The sequence below is a fragment of the Rhizobium sp. 32-5/1 genome (genome assembly GCF_029537235.1).
Taxonomy (GTDB): Bacteria; Pseudomonadota; Alphaproteobacteria; order Rhizobiales; family Rhizobiaceae; genus Pararhizobium.
This window is the reverse complement of record NZ_CP120639.1, coordinates 145523-164142: the sequence shown is the minus strand read 5'-3', so window position 1 is coordinate 164142 and position 18620 is coordinate 145523. Positions and strand designations below refer to the sequence as shown.

16 protein-coding genes and 8 pseudogenes are annotated in these 18620 nt (G+C 58.3%); 10 read left to right on the top strand and 14 right to left on the bottom strand.

Annotated features, from left to right (window positions below; all coding sequences use genetic code 11):
* Positions 1-55 precede the first annotated feature (55 nt).
* Positions 56-259: a hypothetical protein gene (locus P6U16_RS22250; RefSeq protein ID WP_277704522.1), complete on the top strand. Its 204-nt coding sequence runs from the start codon at positions 56-58 to the stop codon at positions 257-259.
* Here the strand turns inward: P6U16_RS22250 and P6U16_RS22245 are convergent.
* The 7 genes and pseudogenes from P6U16_RS22245 to P6U16_RS22215 all read right to left on the bottom strand — a co-directional run bounded on the left by P6U16_RS22245 (position 256) and on the right by P6U16_RS22215 (position 7322).
* The gene (locus P6U16_RS22245) at positions 256-1677 is read right to left on the bottom strand and encodes an amidase (protein WP_277704521.1); all 1422 of its coding nucleotides are present in this window, start codon (positions 1675-1677) and stop codon (positions 256-258) included. The two genes, P6U16_RS22250 and P6U16_RS22245, sit on opposite strands and share 4 nt — an antisense overlap.
* Positions 1678-1757: 80 nt before the next feature.
* Positions 1758-2002, bottom strand: a pseudogene (locus P6U16_RS28470) (MoaD/ThiS family protein).
* 9 nt (positions 2003-2011) lie between these two features.
* Positions 2012-4263 (bottom strand): annotated as a pseudogene (locus P6U16_RS22235) (xanthine dehydrogenase family protein molybdopterin-binding subunit).
* A 2-nt stretch (positions 4264-4265) separates the two neighbouring features.
* Entirely contained in the window at positions 4266-4742 is a 477-nt protein-coding gene (locus tag P6U16_RS22230) for a (2Fe-2S)-binding protein (protein ID WP_277704860.1), read from the bottom strand.
* Positions 4742-5601, bottom strand: a pseudogene (locus P6U16_RS22225) (xanthine dehydrogenase family protein subunit M). Before P6U16_RS22225 ends, P6U16_RS22230 begins: the two are co-directional and overlap by 1 nt.
* A gap of 796 nt (positions 5602-6397) precedes the next feature.
* The gene (locus P6U16_RS22220; RefSeq protein WP_277704519.1) at positions 6398-6559 is read right to left on the bottom strand and encodes a hypothetical protein; all 162 of its coding nucleotides are present in this window, start codon (positions 6557-6559) and stop codon (positions 6398-6400) included.
* A 61-nt stretch (positions 6560-6620) separates the two neighbouring features.
* Positions 6621-7322, bottom strand: a complete 702-nt coding sequence (locus P6U16_RS22215) for an IS6 family transposase (RefSeq protein ID WP_277704518.1) — start codon at positions 7320-7322, stop codon at positions 6621-6623.
* Between the two features lie 44 nt (positions 7323-7366).
* Between P6U16_RS22215 and P6U16_RS22210 the strand changes: the two genes are divergently transcribed.
* The gene (locus tag P6U16_RS22210) at positions 7367-7822 is read left to right on the top strand and encodes a hypothetical protein (RefSeq protein ID WP_277704517.1); all 456 of its coding nucleotides are present in this window, start codon (positions 7367-7369) and stop codon (positions 7820-7822) included.
* A gap of 76 nt (positions 7823-7898) precedes the next feature.
* Positions 7899-8609 (top strand): LamG-like jellyroll fold domain-containing protein, encoded by a 711-nt coding sequence (locus tag P6U16_RS22205; protein ID WP_277704516.1) that lies wholly within the window; start codon positions 7899-7901, stop codon positions 8607-8609.
* Here the strand turns inward: P6U16_RS22205 and P6U16_RS22200 are convergent.
* On the bottom strand, positions 8591-8755 hold the full coding sequence (locus P6U16_RS22200) for a phage tail protein (RefSeq protein WP_277704515.1): 165 nt from the start codon (positions 8753-8755) through the stop codon (positions 8591-8593). The genes P6U16_RS22205 and P6U16_RS22200 overlap by 19 nt on opposite strands.
* 748 nt (positions 8756-9503) lie before the next feature.
* Between P6U16_RS22200 and P6U16_RS22195 the strand changes: the two are divergent.
* From P6U16_RS22195 to P6U16_RS22185, 3 genes and pseudogenes are all read left to right on the top strand, one after another.
* Positions 9504-10181 (top strand): annotated as a pseudogene (locus tag P6U16_RS22195) (M15 family metallopeptidase); the annotation flags it as partial.
* 31 nt (positions 10182-10212) lie between these two features.
* Positions 10213-10356: a hypothetical protein gene (locus P6U16_RS22190; protein ID WP_277704514.1), complete on the top strand. Its 144-nt coding sequence runs from the start codon at positions 10213-10215 to the stop codon at positions 10354-10356.
* Between the two features lie 77 nt (positions 10357-10433).
* Positions 10434-10612: pseudogene (locus tag P6U16_RS22185) on the top strand (DUF1515 family protein); the annotation flags it as partial.
* Between the two features lie 466 nt (positions 10613-11078).
* Here P6U16_RS22185 and P6U16_RS22180 read toward each other — a convergent pair.
* Positions 11079-12378, bottom strand: a pseudogene (locus P6U16_RS22180) (IS701 family transposase).
* Between the two features lie 270 nt (positions 12379-12648).
* Here P6U16_RS22180 and istA point away from each other — a divergent pair.
* Together istA and istB are read left to right on the top strand one after the other, a co-directional pair.
* Positions 12649-14200, top strand: a pseudogene (gene istA, locus P6U16_RS22175) (IS21 family transposase).
* 11 nt (positions 14201-14211) lie between these two features.
* Positions 14212-14988 carry an IS21-like element helper ATPase IstB gene (gene istB, locus P6U16_RS22170; protein WP_277704513.1) on the top strand — a complete coding sequence of 259 codons (777 nt, stop codon included), beginning with the start codon at positions 14212-14214 and terminating at the stop codon, positions 14986-14988.
* 163 nt (positions 14989-15151) lie between these two features.
* On the opposite strand, the gene P6U16_RS22165 is transcribed toward istB, so the two are convergent.
* The 3 genes from P6U16_RS22165 to vapB all read right to left on the bottom strand — a co-directional run bounded on the left by P6U16_RS22165 (position 15152) and on the right by vapB (position 16234).
* Positions 15152-15493, bottom strand: coding sequence for a helix-turn-helix domain-containing protein (locus P6U16_RS22165; RefSeq protein WP_349017730.1), 342 nt, complete (start codon positions 15491-15493; stop codon positions 15152-15154).
* Between the two features lie 109 nt (positions 15494-15602).
* Entirely contained in the window at positions 15603-16004 is a 402-nt protein-coding gene (gene vapC, locus P6U16_RS22160) for a tRNA(fMet)-specific endonuclease VapC (RefSeq protein ID WP_277704512.1), read from the bottom strand.
* On the bottom strand, positions 16004-16234 hold the full coding sequence (gene vapB / locus P6U16_RS22155; RefSeq protein ID WP_277704511.1) for a type II toxin-antitoxin system VapB family antitoxin: 231 nt from the start codon (positions 16232-16234) through the stop codon (positions 16004-16006). Before vapB ends, vapC begins: the two co-directional genes overlap by 1 nt.
* Positions 16235-16477: 243 nt before the next feature.
* Here vapB and P6U16_RS22150 point away from each other — a divergent pair.
* Positions 16478-17023: pseudogene (locus P6U16_RS22150) on the top strand (IS110 family transposase); the annotation flags it as partial.
* Positions 17024-17416: 393 nt separating this feature from the next.
* On the opposite strand, the gene P6U16_RS22145 reads toward P6U16_RS22150, so the two are convergent.
* The gene (locus P6U16_RS22145; RefSeq protein WP_277704882.1) at positions 17417-17569 is read right to left on the bottom strand and encodes a hypothetical protein; all 153 of its coding nucleotides are present in this window, start codon (positions 17567-17569) and stop codon (positions 17417-17419) included.
* Here P6U16_RS22145 and P6U16_RS22140 point away from each other — a divergent pair.
* On the top strand, positions 17513-18220 hold the full coding sequence (locus P6U16_RS22140; protein WP_277704859.1) for a helix-turn-helix transcriptional regulator: 708 nt from the start codon (positions 17513-17515) through the stop codon (positions 18218-18220). The two genes, P6U16_RS22145 and P6U16_RS22140, sit on opposite strands and share 57 nt — an antisense overlap.
* A 103-nt stretch (positions 18221-18323) precedes the next feature.
* On the opposite strand, the gene P6U16_RS22135 is transcribed toward P6U16_RS22140, so the two are convergent.
* Positions 18324-18488 (bottom strand): hypothetical protein, encoded by a 165-nt coding sequence (locus P6U16_RS22135; RefSeq protein ID WP_277704510.1) that lies wholly within the window; start codon positions 18486-18488, stop codon positions 18324-18326.
* Between the last annotated feature and the right edge of the window lie 132 nt (positions 18489-18620).

The window sequence follows — 18620 nt, the reverse complement described above, 5'->3', positions numbered from 1 at the left end:
CTGCTCAACGATCGAAATTAGGGACCGTCACATTGAGCGGTTCAAGGAGCCGGATTTGCACGCGCGTTTGCTGACCCGGATCGTTGTCGGCGATCTGGTTATCGACCACGAAACCGTCACGAGGACATTTTCGAAGGGCAAGGGAGACGTCGATGGTGTCTGTCTTTGCGAAATAGAACTTGGAAAAATTGCCAAGGCCTGGTTCAAAAGCGGCGCGCCGCGGATGTTTCCGCAGAGCTGCTTGCCGCGGCAGGACTAGTGAAAGGCTTCGGGGAATACCCAAGCCCCGCATAGATATTCATAGGCCATGGCCAGTTCCAGCACAGCGCGATCCGCGCGGGGGCGTCCGATGATCTGGATGCCCGTGGGCAAGCCCGCCGCACCGAAGCCGGTCGGCATCGCGGCGACGGGTAGGCCAGCCATGGTCGGACCGATCACAACCTCCATCCATCTATGATAAGTATCCATCCGACGTCCGGCGATCTCGCTCGGCCAGTGCAAATCGACGTCGAAAGGAAAGACCTGGGCCGATGGAAGGATCAGGAAATCGTAGCGGACAAACAGCGTCAACATGTGGCGATACCAGTCGCTGCGGATCAAGGATGCAGCATGGACCTCGCTGGCCGATAGCCCCTGCCCGCTTTCGATCTCCCAGATGAGTTCCGGCTTCAGCAGCGCGCGTCTGTTTGGATCGGCATAGTCAGCGGCATTGCCGTTGGCGACAAGGAAGTGGCGGTAGGTTTTCCATGCCTGCCAAAGCCGGGCCATGTCGAAGGTGTTGTCAACCGTCTCCACGGTCGCGCCGACGGAGCGGAAGCGTTCCAGCGCCGTCTCGCAAAGGTGCAGAACACCCGGTTCGAAGGGCAGGTAGCCGCCGAAATCGCCCAGCCAGCCAAGGCGCAGACCGCGCGCATCTTTTGGACGGACGCCCGCAAAATCCTCCTTCGGCAGGCTTGCGGGGTCGCGGGGATCATAGCCCGACTGGATGTCGAGCAGGGCTGCGACATCGGCGACAGAGCGCCCCATCGGACCATTGACAGCGAGATGGCCAAGATAGAGCTCGTTGTCGAGCGCGGGTATGCGGCCAAAACTCGGACGCATGCCGATGACATTGTTGAAGGCTGCTGGATTGCGCAGCGAACCCATCATGTCGCTGCCATCGGCCAGCGGCAGGATCCGCGCAGCCAGCCCTGCCGCCGCGCCACCGCTGGAACCGCCAGCACTTTTCGTCGGGTCGTAGGGATTGCAGGTCACACCGAAAACCGGATTGTAGCTGTGCGAGCCGAGCCCCTTCTCCGGCGCATTGGTCTTGCCGATAATGATGGCCCCGGCCGCACGGATGCGTTCGACATGGATGTCATCGAAATCGGGCACGAAATCTCGGTAGAGCGGCGAGCCATAGGTGCAACGAATGCCCCTGGCCTCAGACAGATCCTTGATCGCGAAGGGCATGCCGTGGAGGAAGCCGCGCGAGTGACCTTGGTCAAGCTCGCGATCTGCGGCTGTAGCCTCCGCAAGGAGCGCATCTGCATCGCGCAAGCTGACGATCGCGTTGATGACCGGGTTGATGGTTGCAATTCGTGCGAGGAAGGCGCCCATAACCGAAACGCAGGTATAACGCCGGGCATGGATGGCGGCAGACAACTCGGTGGCAGACAGGCTGGTGATATTCGTCAAGGAAAGCTCCAAATGCAACGATGAAGCCGTATCCAGTGTGGATGGTTTCGATCAAGCAATATGCGGTCGCGGTGGAATCTTCAGCCACCCGCCAGCCTCGGCAGCAGATAGATTTCCGCTCCCGTCGGCAGTTTCTTCGACCAGGTGTCACGATAGATGGTCCCGTCGATCGCCACCGCAATTCCGCGATCCATCAGTGGCTCAAGCCCAGGGAACCGTTCGCTCAATCTTTTGAACAGTTCCCTGATGGTCCTTGCCTCGATCTCGACCTTGCTATGGCCCCCGCCGCTGCCGCAAGCGAGCCCCAGAGCGTCACCTCGACCATGTGCTCTCCTTACGCTTCGAGCGCCGCCAGGATTCGCGGCGGCGACATTGGAATGTGCTGCATTCTGACGCCCACGGCATTGGACACCGCATTGGCCACCGCCGCGAGCGGCGGCACGATGGATGTCTCTCCCACGCCTCGAACCCCATAGGGGTGGTTGGGATTGGGTATTTCGAGAATTTGCGTGTCGATCATGGGCAGGTCAGAACACACGGGAATTCGATAATCGAGAAAGCCAGCATTCTGCAATCTGCCGTCCGTGCCGTAAATATACTCCTCGTTGAGCGCCCAGCCGATGCCTTGCGCGGCACCACCCTGGTACTGCCCCTCGACATAGGTCGGATGTACGGCTTTGCCGGCATCCTGCACGACGGTGTAGCGCAGGACCTTGGTGGCCCCTGTTTCGGGATCGACCTCGATATCGCAGATGTGGGTGGCGAAGGACACGCCGGCGCCATCGGCCACCAGCTCGCTGTGACCGGCGATTGGGCCACCGGTCGTGCCCGATGCGGCCGCAATCTCCTTCAGAGGCAGGTTCGGAAGATTTCCGTGGGAGTCCCCCTTGGCAACAGCCTGTCCCTTTTCCCAGGCCACGTCTTCGACAGGAATGTCCCACATCTGCGCTGCACGCTCGCGAAGGGTTTTGATTGCGTTGCGGGCGGCGGAAATGGTAGCCATCGAGGATGAGAAGGTTCCCCGGCTGCCGTCCGTCATGTCATTAAAGCCGAGACTTGACGTGTCGGCGATCACCGCTCTGACATGGGAATAGTCGATCCCGAGCTCTTCCGCCGCGACCAGCGACAGCGACGCCCGCGAACCGCCCACATCCACCGTGCCGACGGCGAGTGAGATCGTGCCGTCCATCCCGATATTCAGATCAACGCAGGTCTGGCCCCCAAAGTTGAACCAGAAGCCACAGGCCATGCCGCGCCCCTGGTTCTTCCCAAGCGGTGCTTTCATATGCGGGTGGTTTTTTACAGCCTCGAGTGTCGGGCCAATGCCGATCGGACCGTAAACCGGGCCGTATGAGGACCTGGTCCCTTCCTGGGCCGCATTCCGGATACGGAAGTCAACCGCATCCATGCCGACCTTTTTGGCAAGTTCGTCGATGGCGCTTTCCACCGCAAAGGCTGCCATCGGCGCGGAAGGCGCGCGGTAGGCCGCAGTCTTTGGCCTGTTGACCAGCACTTCGTAACCGACAGTCCTGACATTTTCGAGCTTGTAGCAGGCAAATGCAGTCATCGCGCCGGTCTCCGCCCACGCCCCGGTATAGGGGCCGCAAGAATAGCGAAGTGTCGCGTCGGCGGCGACGATCGTTCCATCCTTCAAGGCGCCGATCTTCACGTCGATCGATGTGGCACTTGTCGGGCCCGACGCGCGAAACACCTCGTCACGCGTCATGACCAGCTTGACCGGGCGGCCTGCCTTGCGCGACAGCGCAAGCGCCACCGGTTCAGCCCAGACATGGGTCTTACCCCCGAAGCCGCCGCCGATTTCAGACGCGGTCACCCGCAATCTGGACGCATCGATGCCCAGCAGTTGTGCGCAATGCTGGCGATAGACAAAATGCCCCTGCGTACAAACCCACAGATCCGCCGTGCCGTCGGAACTGACATTGGCCACGCAAGCGTGGGGTTCGATGTAACCCTGATGCGTTTGTTCGGTCTTGAACGTCCGCTCGACCACGAAGTCGGCCCTTGCCATGCCGGCTTCGACATCACCATGGCCGAATTGGCTCCGCATCGTGACATTCGAAGCGCGTTCGGGCTTCGGCTCCACCCCGCCGTGATGATCGTGTCGTTGACGAGCGGGGCACCCTCGGCAAAGGCTTCGTCAACGTCGGTGACGTGCGGCACGAGCTCGTACTCGATCTCGATGAGCTTGAGCGCCTGTTTGGCGATGCGTGCATCGATCGCCGCCACGGCGGCCACGGCATGCCCGTCATAGAGCGCCTTCTTTCGGGCCATGCAGTTATCGAGAATGTCATACATCGCCGCATCGCCATCGGTGAAGTCGGGCAAGTCCGCCGCTGTCAAAACCGCCTTCACGCCAGGAAGCTGCTCTGCCTTCGAAGTGTCGATCTTGCGAATGATCGCATGGGCATGGGGGCTACGCAGAATGCGTCCGACCAGTTGCCCCGGCATATTGAAGTCCGCACCATAACGCGCGCGACCTGTCACCTTGTCGACCCCATCCGGCCGGATGGGGCGAGTGCCAACGGAGGAGAAGCTGTGCTTGGCGTGTGTTGGATCGAAATTCATGGTCATGCCCCTCTCATCACGCTTGCGGCATCCTGAACGGCGCGCACGATCTTGTCATAGCCAGTGCAACGACAGAGATTGCCGGCAAGACCGAACCGGATTTCCTCTTCGGTCGGATCCGGGTTCTTGGCTAGCAGATCCTTGGCCGCGATCAAAAAGCCGGGTGTGCAGATTCCGCATTGTAAGGCGGCGTGTTCAAGGAATTTCTGCTGCAGCGGATGAAGCGTGTCGCCCTGGGCCATGCCCTCGACGGTCTCGATGTGCTTGCCTTCCGCCTCAGCCCCCAGCACAAGGCAGGAGCAGACCAGCCGGTCGTCGAGAATGATACTGCAGGCGCCGCAGTCGCCCGTGCCGCAGCCTTCCTTGACTCCCATCAATCCAAGGCGATCGCGCAACGCGTCAAGCAGCGTTTCGTCGGGGTGACAAAGGAACTCGGCAATATCGCCATTAATTGTCGTCGAAACTGCTATGCCTGCCATCATTTCTGTCCTGCACGTTGATAGGCGGTGAGCGCGACCCGCTTGGCCAGCACACCCGCAACTTTTTTCGGAATTCGATCGTGCCTCGCTTGTCGTCAATCGGACGACAAGCGGCGGAACAGGCCTGCGCAAGGCGCTCCAACGTCCCGTCGTCGACACGCGAACCGATGAGGATTTCGGCGGCCTCTTCGACGACAAGCACGGTCGGCGCCGCAGCGCCAAGCGCGACGCGCGCAAATTGGACAATACCTTGATCGTCGAGGGTGAGGTATATCGCAGCACTGACCACGGCGATATCCATCTCCGTGCGCGGTGTGAACCGCATGTAGGCGTCGCCTGAATTTGGCAGACGCTTGTCGAGCAAAATTGATTCGATGATCTCGCCGGGCAGAAGTGATGTCTTGCCAGGCCCCACAGGCACCATTTCCACGGCGACTGTCCGAGAGCCGTCTGGCCCCCTGATCAGAGCCTTGGCGCCTGCTGCCACGAGTGCAGGCACACTGTCTGCCGCAGGGGACGCGTTGCAGAGGTTACCGACGATCGTGCAGCGCCCCTGCACCTGCTTGGAGCCGATCAGCTTGGCCCCTTCCACGACGCCGGGCCACGCGCGCCGCAGCGCTGCATTCTCTCCCAGAACCGCGCAGGGCACCGCGGCACCGATGACGAAACCATCGTCGCTTTCACGAATGTGCCCCAGGGCGTCTATGGCTTTGATGTCGATGATAAGGTCTGGCTCGATAAAACCGCCCTTCATTTTGACCAGCAGATCGCTTCCGCCAGCCAGAATTGACGCCTTGCCGGTGGCCTGAGCCAACAGGCCTATGGCATCCTCTAATGAACTCGGACGAATATAACGCAATAGAGTTCTCCTCGTGATAAGCTTAGGACAGAAACCAATCTGCGACCTAATAAAGCGAAAGTGTTTGGCGGCAGCTCTCTCCAGCTTGTGCCGCCCCAATTGAGGCGATCAGGACCCTGGCTCGGGAAGCGCGCAGGGTATCCTCCCTTCCATCAAGAATGCGATGGAATCGTGAAGTTGTAACGACCCAGGATCAGTTCTTCAACGTGCTCCTGAATGAACTCTAGTACACACAAGCGCCCAATCCGTCTCATCTCAAGGGTCCCTTCCCCATAATGCGGGCGATCGCTTCTCCGATCGGCCTCAGGCCAATTCCGGGGCTCTTGCCGAGACCACGCAAGGCTACACGTGTTGCCGGTGCAAAACGCCCGGAGATGAGTTGTTCACGTAGCACTCTGATACACGTCCTGTTGCTGATTTAAAAGTTCTCGCATGCTGCACCTGATTGATGCTCTCCTTGATCTCTCAAAGGACGGCAAGCCGCGCCAGGTTGCCATCGTCCTTAGCAAACGCGATCGTCAAATCGGGCAACCCATAGCGAGGCAATCCAGTCATGTGGACACAGATGCGAGCCACTATTGTGCAGTCTCAAAAGGTTATCCTTCCGCCGAATATCGTCACGATGGGACGAATTGAGGCAATGTCACTTGTCGGCACAGCCTCAATATCGGCAGACAGCACAACGATGTCTGCAAGCATGCCAGCTTTAAGCTTGCCTTTGAGATTCTCACCGTGTTCTGCATAGGCACCTTAAACCGTATAGCCCCGAAGCGCTTCATCAAGCGTAAAACGCTGGTCAGGCGAATGCGGCAGATAGGGAGCGCGCACCATCGACGCGTGGCCCCCGCATCACGTTCAGATCGGCAACAGGCCAATCGGAGGCAAAAACAACCTGCGCCCCCGTCTCCTTGATGGTGCGGAAGGCGTAGAAATACTCCCACCGCTCTTGACCAACCACTGTGAGGACATCGTAACCTTAACTACAATGAGGGCAAACCTGCGCTGGCCGATTTCGTCGGTCATGATCGGGCGATTTTCGCCCACAGGTTCATCGCCGCTGAACGCAATTCGCGATGATGGCTGGAGGTGATGTCGTGGCGCGGGATGTGGAACAGGTTGGCAATCGGGTCATGGATGGAGACGAAGCGTTGTAGATGTCGCGGTGACTTGAAGCGCTTCATGATCCGCTCTCGCCGCCGGACTGGTTGGTGAGAATTTTCCGCCCGATTGTTCAGGCCTTTGTGGGAACGATGCTCAACACCGGGCATGATCTCCCGCTTTGCGGCGTCGTAAGATCGAAGCTTGTCGGTTATCATTACACGCGGCGCTCGACCCTGGCTCTTCAAGAGCTTGCGCCTCCGGCGTTTGGCCGCCTTGGCATTTCGGCGGCTTTGCACCAGCACCTCAAAGACGAAACCGTCCTGGTCAACGGCACGCCACAGCCAGTGCTTCTTGCCTCGAATCGAAATGGCGGCCTCATCGAGGTGCCATTTATCTCCGAGCTGACCGGATGATCGACGGCGGATCTCGTTGGCGAAGGTGCGGCCGAATTTCTCCGCCCACTGCCGGATTGTTTGATAGGAGACAATGATCCCACGGGCAGCCAGCAAGTCCTCGACCATCCGCAGGCTGAGAGGAAAACGGAAATAAAGCCACACGGCGTGAGCAATGATTTCAGCGGGAAAGCGATGGCGGCGATAGAGCGGGTCACGATGTGGCATGCCCCGTCATCGCACATCGAATTCCACATTCCGTTAAGTTGACGATGCCTGTTGGCTCAGTTCTCAGTGGAAATCAACAATCTGACACCACCATTCGCGTCGAATGCTACCTGCCAGACGGCGGGACACTGACACGCGACGAAAGCGGCGATCTCGTCGGCTATCCGACAGACGACACTGATCCGGCCTATATCGGCCCGCCGCCGATCGGAGATGAGGCAACAGGCCGTGACGGCGGATGGTGGGTCAAGGACAAGGATGGCGCTTTCGGCGTCATATCGTCTGTGGTGAGCGGGAACGGCATCGACATCACGCTTTCCCGTGCGGGCGCGGAAGGCTCCACCACCCTCATGTATGCCGTCCGGTCTCACTCCGGAGCAGTATCGGACACCAATGAAGACATGCCGCGCGGCGTCTTCCGATCCACCGTGGCCCTAGCCATCCCTGGTAGCGCGACGCCGGTTTACGATTGGCTCGTTCCGCAAAACATCAAACTCTAAAAGGATTCTAGATATGGCAATGACAACAATCATTGAGGCTGCGCCCGATATCGCGCTCGGTACAGGCGACATTGTGTTGACGCCACAGGAACGTGCTCTGGTGCTGGACAGCCGCATGACACATTGGTATTCGGCGGCCCACTGCGAAATCGAAAGCGACGGGTGGTATGACAGCACCGGCAATATCCGTGCGGAGCCTGCCCGTGCAGTTCTGCCAACATGGGTTGCATCAGGAGGGACTGATGGGCAACCTTATGCCCTTGGTGCAGCAACAAACCCGGCGGGTCGGCTTTACACGGCGTCGAGCAATTTTCCGGCAAATGCTGACTGGTCCGTCGCCATTGTCGCCCAAGCCGGGGATTCCGCACAAGCTACCGTATTCGGTGTTGTCGGTAGCGACGGCAACGGCATCGCATTCCAGCTTCGGACATCCAACCTTTTTCGGATCATGACCCTGGATGCAGCGATGGCGCTGACGCAGAGGCTATCCGTGGCCGCGAGCAGCGCCGCTTTCCACTACGCGCTTGTCACCTACAACGAGACAACAAAGTTATTGAGCATCTATATCGACGGCACGCTGGCTGGGTCCGTCACATACGATTTTACCTATGGGCAATCCCGGTTTTCGCTATTTGGCGTCCGCGACATGGTAGACAATCTGGATGCTAACGATTTTCGTTCGGGCAAGATCGCAGCCGTGCAGGTGTTTGCTGGTGATATGAGCGACACGGCGTCACGCGCTCTTGTCGATGCCGCTATCGGTAGCCGCTATCCGAGCTTGGTCTGACGTGGGAGGCGTTCGACCTTCATCCACTCCGGCCAGTAACCTAGCCATTCGATGCTCATGATCGCGGCAGCGAGAACGATAACGGCGGCCGCGATATAAAGCTGCGTGCGTGATGGCGGGTGTTTCACCCAATAGGCCATTCTCATCACAAGTCTTGCAAAGACATCCATAACGCTGGATGTAGAGCGGCTTTGTTGTCGCTGCAACCTAAAAGGACATCGCCATGCTGACGATCTCTGCCACATAGGTACGTGCGGCTGCGCTTTTGTGCGGCTCCGAACTGTTTTGCGGTCCCAGTCGTAAGTCATGACTGAGCGGTTTTCCGCTGATTGTCCGCGTTGGTTTCCGGGCTAGTCCAACGCTCACGTTCTAATCGCATACCTTCCGCTATCATGGGTGTGGGGTCAGTCTGTCCGCGAGCGAAATGTTTGGCCGCAATAGCCCAAGCTAGGCGCGTTATGTCATCTTCAAACATTTGACTCTCCTAATAAGGATTGGGCATACATTTCTGCGGCGGCGTCTGAAATCTCAGTGACGAAGTGATCGTGCTGCACAATGTCCGAACTTAATGAAACGTCAAATCCAGCGGCTCGCGCTGCATCCTGAAACAGAAATCTTGCGAGTGCGTCGGGGAGTTCTCCCGACAAAGCCATCTTGCAGCTAACGACGGCTTGCTTGAATGGCCCCCGCTTTTGACCGGCCACTCGCCCAAGAGGCAATTCGCTGCCTCAGTGGTGCTTCGAATATTGCGGACATGAATCGTTCCACGTCCACGTAGTTCAATCGTTACCGTTCTGTTCCACATAGCTGCGCCTAAAATTGTGTCAGCATCTCTATGCCTGACCAAGCTTTTGCGGGCCTTAACTCGAAACCAAAGGACATCGCTATGGCTGGCCGGTGGGCATGATCGATGGATATATCGGGCCGGTGACGATCGCTGGGCTAAAGGCCTTCGAAAAGGCCAACGGCCTGACGATTGACGGGACCGCTGATCCGAAGGTGGTGGCAGCCCTGCGTGCCTCGGCTAGCGCCGTTCCGCCAAAGATCATGACCGAAATCCCCAACCGGGACATCGTGCCTGCCAAGGAAACGTTTCAGGCGTCCAAGACGGTTTGGCCACGGCAGTCCGAGTGCCTGGCTGTCTATGGTCCTGTCGGGCAGAACCAGGTGCAGATCGATGTTCCGTTCGACATGTTCCTCGCATGGGCGCCCTCGACGCGTCTGCGCAAGATGACATTGCATCGCAAAGTGGCGGCCTCGGCCGAGCGCGTTTTGCAACGGGTGGCGCAGATCTACAATGCAAAGGAACGGGCAAGCCTGGGCATCGACCAGATCGGTGGATCGCTGAACGTGCGCAAGATGCGCGGCGGCAACAGTTATTCCATGCAGGCCTACGGCATCGCCATTGACTTCGATCCGCTGCGCAACGGGTTGCATGTGCACAAGCCGCAGGCGCGCCTCTCGCATGCCGATGCGGGTCACTTCTGGGTCGTCTGGGAAAGCGAGGGCTGGCTTTCGCTCGGCAAGGCCCGCGACTTCGACTGGATGCACGTCCAGGCCGCGCGTCTCTGAAACTCTCTCCAAAACCTGAAAGGACATGACCATGAACACGAACCTGTTTCACAACATCCTGAACTTCATCGGCCTGATCGTCGGAACGCTGATCACCTTCGACTGGACGGGACTGGGGCTCGATCCGATCACGGCGGCGAAGGTCGCAGGGGTTTTCTGCTGGCCGACAAGGTGATCAAGCTCGGCATCAACATCACGCGGGACGGTGTTGCCGGTCTCGCCACGCCGCAGCCGCCGGTGAAGTAGATACGGATGGCAGCGGGCGATTTCGATGAAAGCGTGCACCAGCAGCTGGGTACGCGCCTTGCGGAGGTGAAAATCTCCGCGAGGACTTTCGGCGCTCCGAGGATAAATCGGACGTCAGCCGGTCTTCGATGCACCGGCGCATGGATGATCTTGTCGAGCGGGTCGGCAAGGTCGAGGGCGCCGTCGCGCAGGTCTCTCGTCGAAGATTGACACCCCCATGCGGGTGGTTGGGCAGCGCCCTAGGCGCCATTCCCCGCGCCGCAGAGTGCGGCTATCCTAGCCGGTGTGAGCGGAATATCGCCGCTCGAACAAACCGCTCAGCGTTCTTCGTCGGTTCACTAGACGTCCAATATCTCGCCCAAAATTGGTGCTGGCAAAACTTAGCATTTTACCACATAGTTGAAAGAGTGTTGACGGAAAGCAGAGTGCGCGTAATAACTAATCTATTACTGGCCCAAAGTGGAGTTTTGAGTATGTGGCTATTTTTAACCAATACCAGAGGTGAACAGATCCTAGTAGACGCCTCAAAGGTGTCCGACATTACCCCCGTTCCGAATGGGACTAAACTTTCTTTCATATCGGTTGCGCAAGATAAAGACGGCAAAGACAAAGCGCGCACCCTAGTAGCCCAAGAGAGCGTGCAGCAGATCGCTAGGGCTCTGAAAGCGAGAGCTGTACGCTAGCACTACTTTGGCAGAATTGAATTTTTGCTTGTAAAGTGCTGTCGACAGTGCGGACATCGGATTTGTGCTGTCGGTAGAGCAAGTGCGTTGATGACTGCTCTCCGCACGGCTGGCAAGGTCGGTTCAGGTGGCCCATGACGAACTCGTCGCGTCTTTTTTCCCCGCTTTGCAGTCTGCAATCTGTGGTGCTGGAGGAGGCATAGGCGATCATCGTCATGAGGGCGTGTCGGTGCAGTCCTTGCCATGATCGGCCTTCGAAGTGGTCGAGGCCGAGTTCCTCTTTCATCTGCTGATGCGCCTGCTCGCAAACCCATCTCGCCTTGATGGCCGCCGCCAGGACTTTCAATGTCGCATCGGGTGGCAAGTTGGACAGGTAGTATTTGCGCTCGTCGTTTGATCGCCACTCGCCAACCAGCCAGGCTTCCTCACCCGGCATGTGCTGCTGTCCCTTGTCGAGAATCCGTTGCGGCGTGCCGTCGGCGATCCGGATGCGTAATGCTGCAAAACGTGCCGTCAGGCGGCCCTTTGTGCCACGACGCCAACTGACCTTCTTCCAGCGTGAAGGTGTCAGCATCGTCTCTGCGGCGACCGACAGGGTGTCGGGGATCGGATGCTTACGAGGGCGGCCATGCCCGGAGATGGGAAAGATCAACCCGACATCATAGGGATAGACCTTCTGATGCTTGGGGATTCCGACCGCCCAGGTGAGGTCACGTCTACTCAGCGCCTGTCGGAAAGCGGCTGATAGGCCGTAGCCTGCGTCTGCCAACACTGTGCCAAACCGGACACCGACGCGGTCAACCGATCGATCTCGGCAAGAGCAATCTCCGGCTTCGTACGAGACGTTCGCATGCCGTCCGGAACCCCCGCCTTGATCAGCCGTTCCGTATCGCTGGTCCAGCTCTCGGGCAAAAACAGACGCAAGCCAACCGGAACTGGAACCTCATCTCGCGCAAGCGTCACCGACACCAACGTCTGGCAATTTGCTCTCTTGCTAGCATCGAAGCATATTGCGGCGCGACCCCGACCGAGTGATCGCCCTTCTTAGCCAGACCGGTGTCATCGATCACCAGAAACGCATCGGATGCACCAACGATCCTGTCCGCCTGTCGCGCGAGTTCAGTCTCAAGAGGCGCAGCATCCCAAACGCCATCGGAAATGAAATGGTGGAGGCGATCATACTGGCCTGGAGCAAACCGTTCCGCCATCGGCTCAATGCTCTTGCGGTCACCAGGGCCAATGAGCCCGGATAGGTAAAGCGGACACATCTGTCGTCGTTTCTTGTGTCCCAGCTTGTCCAAAAATGGCTGCAAAAATGCTGAAAGCTCCGTATCCAAATCGGCCATATCGCGCTCCCAATGAAGAGAGTGCGGGTTTCACAAGTCCCGGACAGGGATTTCAGTAAGTTGCGGACACCGAATTCAGAAAGTTCGGGACAGCAAATTCAGTAAGTCGCGGACAGAAGCGACAGCGGATTTCGATCGAATCTTGTGAGCGCCGATCTGGCAATTTGTTCTCTTGTTTTAAGCGAGGACCTAATGCCTAGACGGAAGCAAGCGAGACATACTGGCGTGAAAGACATTCGATCGATACTGCGGCTGACGTTCGACCAGGAATTGTCGATACGCGCCGTTTCTGAGCGGCTGAAGATGAGCAAGACGTCGGTCTCGACGTATCTGCTGCGGGCGCGGGAGGCCGGCTTGCAGCATGGCCGCTTCCACCCGGCCGGATGATGGCGAGCTCTTGGAGCAACGCCTCTTCCGCCGGATGGGGCGTCCTCCTCGGGACAGCGATGAGCCGAATTGGCAGAAGGTGGCCAGCGAGCTGAAACGCAAAGGCGTGACGCTCAACCTGCTATGGCAGGAATACCGGGAGGCCCATCCGGATGGATACGGCTACACCTGGTTCTGCTGCCGCTTTGCCGATTATGAGAGCCGCGCCAAACCCACCTATCGAAGTCGTCACGTGGCTGGTGTCTCGATGGAATGCGACTATGCCGGCCATACTGTCCCGATCATCGATCCCTCTTCCGGCGAGATCCGGGCAGCGCAGATCTACGTGGCCGTCCTGAGCGCATCACAATTGACGTTCTCTTATGCCAGCTTCAGTCAGAAGCTGCCGGATTGGATCGAGGCAAACCAGCGAGCCTTTAGTTACTTCGGCGGGGTGACGAAGACGACGATCTGCGACAACCTCAAATCCGCGGTCGCCAAGGCTCTCTGGTTCGAACCGACGTTGAACGCGACATTTGCTGCCTTCGCCGAACACTACGATACGACCGTACTGCCAGCACGCCCGAGGCGTCCTCGGGATAAACCATCCGCGGAGGGATCAGTTTTAATCGTCGAGAGGTGGGTTTTGGCCAGACTTCGAAACGACCGCTTCTTCAGCCTTGTCGATCTCAATATCCGCATCAGCGCTCTGATCGAGGACCTTAACAGCCGAACGATGCGCCGGTATGGCAAATCCCGGCGAGCCCTGTTCGATGAGGTCGAGCGCTCCCAGCTCAAACCACTGCCGCCAACGCCGTTTGAATACGCGGAATGGAAGGTCACCAAGGTTCATCCCGATTACCATGTCGACGTCGACAAGACGTTCTATTCCGTTCCGCACGGTCTGATCGGCAGGAAGGTCGATATCAGGCTGACATATCGAGCGGTCGAGATCTTCTTTGACCACAAGCGGGTCGCCAGCCACATCCGAAGCTCCCAGCGTTCCGGCCACATCACGGTCAATGAGCATATGCCGAAAGCTCACCAGCGCTATGCAAACATGACGCCTCACACGTTGCGCAAGGAAGCGGCGAAGGTTGGGGCCAATACGGCGATATTTATCGAGCGTCTGCTTAGCGATCGGCCGCATCCGGAGCAAGGCTACAGATCCGCTCAGGGCATTCTCTTCCTGGCGCGTCGTTACGAAACCGATCGGCTAGAGCTGGCCTGTGAGCGTGCGTTGATCATCAATGCACTGACCTATTCGTCCGTCGCCAACATTCTCAGATCTGGTCTCGATCAGGCTCCTGCCGCAAGCGAGACCGTAAAGCCGGCACCGCCGCACGGCAATATCCGCGGCAAAACCTACTACGAATGAAAGGACATCAAATGTTGACACATCCAACACTGGACCAGATGAGTGCGCTTGGTCTTGCCGGAATGGCAACCGCCTATCGCGAACTTATTGAGCAAGTTCATGGAAATGATCTTAGCTTCGACGAACGGCTTGGCCTCATGCTCGACCGCGAGATCGCACTCCGAACCGACCGACGGCTGACCAACCGGCTCGCCACGGCAAAGCTTGGATTTGCCAATGCCTCGATCGAAGACATCGATTTTGGATCTCACCGCGGCCTTGATCGTCGCAATGTCTTGTCCTTGGCGCAGGGTGCATGGCTGAAGGCAAACGAGAACCTGATCCTGACAGGCCAAACGGGCACTGGAAAGACTTGGATTGCCTGCGCCTTTGCGAGACAGGCGGCCCGCCTCGACTACTCTGTCCTCTACGTTCGTATGCCGCGGCTCTTCGAGGATCTTGCACTTGCCAGGCTCGATGGACGCTTTCCGCGCCTCATCGACAAGCTGGCACGTGTTCAGTTGCTGGTGTTGGATGACTGGGGAACCCATACCCTGAATGACCGACAGCGCCTCGATTTGCTCGAGATCTTCGAGGAGCGATATCGAAGGAAATCGACCCTGATCACAGCTCAGCTTCCGGTGGCCGCCTGGCACGAAATGATTGGAGAAGCCACTTTGGCCGATGCGATTTTGGATCGCATTGTTCACAACGCACACCGCATCACTCTCGAAGGCGACAGCATGCGCAAACGAAAAACGCCGACGCTCTTGACCGGCGACGAAATAACCGAAATCAATCACGCATAACAGCAACAAGGCAACAGGGATTCGATCGCATCCGTTGTCCGCGACTTAGCGAAACGCTTGTCCGCGACTTGCTGAAACCGCTGTCCCGATTTAGCGAAATCCGCAAAGAGAGCGCAAATCATCTCAAACCAGCCTTGCCCGTATCTGCCAAAGTAGTGCTAGATCACGCCCCACACCGGGAAGTCCCTCCCCGCCATTCCGGCAACCCCAACACCTCGACAATCCGCAGCGCCGCCCGCAGCGTGACGGCAAGTTCTCTCGCGATCATACCGGCCGACACCAGCGGCCGTGAGACAACCAAATCGATCGGCCCCGGCAGCTTTGTCGACGTCAGCCTCCCGACCAGCCGCCGCTCCGTCATCTTACGCGCCAGCGCCAGACGATCATGCTCCTTCAGGCCCGAGCTCCATGGCGGCGACCATAACAGCGAGCATCGACGACAACCTCGTTTCCCGACCGCGATGCCATCGCCGGTCGAAAAACGGGAGCGATGGGTAAGCGGCACCTATCCATCCTACGCCTTGAACCAATACGAACCTTTGACCCGGCAGTAGGTTTCTGCGGAGAGACATCATCCTGGGTTGTCGATGGCTACGGTGAGCAAACGTTTGAGACTAACCCGTCCAATCTTCCACCCGTAAGCCGGGAACGCGATCGAATTCCCTTCGATTGTTCGTAACCATAATCAGCCCACGCGAGCGAGCATGTCCTGCAATCAATTGATCATATGGACCGATTGGAGTTCCACTGCGCGCCAGTTCGGCCCGCAATTGACCGGTATGGCTTGCTGCCGGTTCATCGTACGGTAACACTTCAAGGCGCGCCGCAAAGCCCTCCACAACGGGAAGGTTCTTTTCAGGACTGGCTGACTTTTCAGCTCCGTAAATCAGTTCCATCAAACTGACCGAGCTGATGCACAATTGATCACGGAAACGATTGAACGCCTCGCGCAGCTGCTGTGGTCGATTTTTGATTGTGAAAATACAAATGTTGGTGTCCAGCATGTACTTCAGCATTAAAATGCCTCGCGCTCCTGGGAGGCGGTCTGATCACGCTCACTCATGAAGTCGGATGTGGCGGCCGCTCCTTCGAACCAGCTGTCCCAGACCTCGCCTGCAGGCGCGATAATGCGAGTGCGTCCAACGACTACAATATCGACGCGCTTTACGTCATCAGGCAAAGCGACTGCCTTGGGAAGACGGATGGCTTGGCTTCGATTGCTCTGGAATACTGCACCCTGTTCCACCCTACGTCTCTCCAGATTGCATCACAGACTATATGATGTACATAGCGCTTCCTCCGGGATATGTCAATGGGATATACATTGGGCGCACGCGCGGTCATTTTTCAATACGTTACATGGCCCGATGCCTTCGCACTGCAGGAACCGAACCACCGCTCAGCCCACAGCGATCGTTTGCCTGATAATCAGGAACGGTTCCGCCAAGATACGGAAACCCTCGCGCTCCGCCGCGAAGCGCTCAAGTGCCTGTCACCTGGCGGCGAGAAGATGTCCCGCCACTCCGTTACTAGAGGGGATATTGCCGGCTTGTTCTCGTTCTTTGCAGCGCTTCGTCAGAAAGCCACTCGGCGAAAGAACATGCTTTACCCACTGGTAGTGATCCAGGAGGCCGGGCCGGACGGCTTCGGGCTGGGACGAGTGCTCAGCAAGGAAGCTTGGATCGAGAGCACATTGTAGAAGCCGCATCAAATGCCATGCCGCGTCGACATCGCCGGGCGAAGACCGACCGTATCGACGGCGAAACGCTGATCCGCGCTTTGGTGGCATGAAACGTGGCGAGCCACCTGCGTGCTCAATCGTCAAACTTCTCTCACGCGAGGAAGACGACAACCGACGGATCGGCCGGGAGCGGAAAACTCTGATCGCCGAGCGCGTCTTCCACGTCAATCGCATCAAAGGACTGCTCTTCATCGCCGTCAACGTCTGGAAGAACTTCGGACTGGTGATGGTCGGCCACCCTCAAAGAACTTTAGTGGGGAAATCTGCAGAGAACTCGATCGCCTCGAATTGTTGTGGCTGGCCTCGCGGAACCGCCCGTCTCGAACGGCCTGTTTGATATCGCGACGTTCGAGACCGATGTCGGCGAGAACCTGATCATCTAGTGCGCGGGCCCTTGCGATTTCGCGCCGGATCCAGACTTCCTGGCTAATATGAGCGATAAAGCCTTGCAGCACCTTCCGTGCCGAAACTGGATCCACAGAACGCTTTGCATTCGCAGCCGGCTGATGATCGCTGCTCGCTGTAATCTCGCACATATCCGCTACTCCCAAGGTTCTTGCATCCGCCATTGCGGCTCCATGAAAGAAACTTATTCCCATCGACCTTGATCGTGTTAGCGTCATTCCGCCGATCTATGTTTTCGAGTCGCCACTGTGCTTGCGCCATTCCACGCTGCCGGCTAGACCATCAGGGATGATCCATCCGGCCAATCTCACGCACCCCGATCTCAGTCTCGACGAAGCGGTGGACTATCCAGCCGCCGTTGTCGGCTTTGCGGGCGTGATGGACCGGGGCGTTGAATTCGATCTGCACGGCCACAGGCGCGCGCAGCTTTTCCATATCGTCTCGGGCTCGGTGACGGTTGAAACAAATCGGGGCACATTCATAGTGCCGCCAGAGCGAGCATTATGGATTCCATCCAATGTGCTACACGCCGTCCAGTATCTTCAGCGGTCCTCATTGCGCTACCTGTTTTTCCGGCCCGAGGCGGTGGCGCATCTGCCCAGCCAGCCATCGGTCATCCGCCTGTCGCCGCTACTGCGCGAGCTTATCCTGGCTTTCCTGGATTATCCGCCAGAGGAAGCTGGCCAGGGGCCAGCCGGCCGGCTCGCGCAAGTGATAATCGACCAACTGGCTACAGTACCTGTTGCGCCGCTGCATTTGCCGATGCCAAGCTCGGAACGCCTGCGCCGGGCGATTGGCGAACTGATCGCTGATCCCGCGCGGACGGATAGTCTTGCCGATGTCGCCCAGCGCGCTGCGCTTTCGGAACGATCGTTCGAGCGACATTTTCTTGCCGAGACGGGGCTGAGCTATCGAGCCTGGCGGCGACAGGCGCGGCTGATGAAGGCGGTGGAGCTTCTGTCCTTCGGCATCCCGATCGCGGAGATTTCAGACAGGCTGGGTTATGAAGGGCCCAGCGCCTTCGTCGCCGGCTTTCGCAAGGCCTTCGGCGTAACGCCCGGGCGGTATTTCTCGGAGCCGAAATGAGCTCATGCCGCCCTAACCAATTTTACCTGCAGGCCACACGGATCGAGCGCCTCTAGCACCTGCACTAGGGCCGGTTTTGAACCGACAGCGCAGAGTCAAACGCCTACCGCACCTGCGGATCCCGGTCGCGCCGCGGGCGTGATCCCGCGAGCACATTTGTTTCCGACACCAGCAGATCATGTGTCTCGGCGAAGGCCGCGAATTTGCCATGCGCGGTTTCTAATTCAATACCGCCCAGCGTCGGACTGCATGCCAAAATCTCAAACAAGTGCGCGTCCTTGCGGAGTGGGGCCGGCCACTCGGTAAGATACTACGAGACGCTCGCTGGAGGATATCCGCACCTCGCTGAAATGGTGTGTCGCTGCTGGTTAGCGAACGCCAAGACGAAAACGTCATGTCT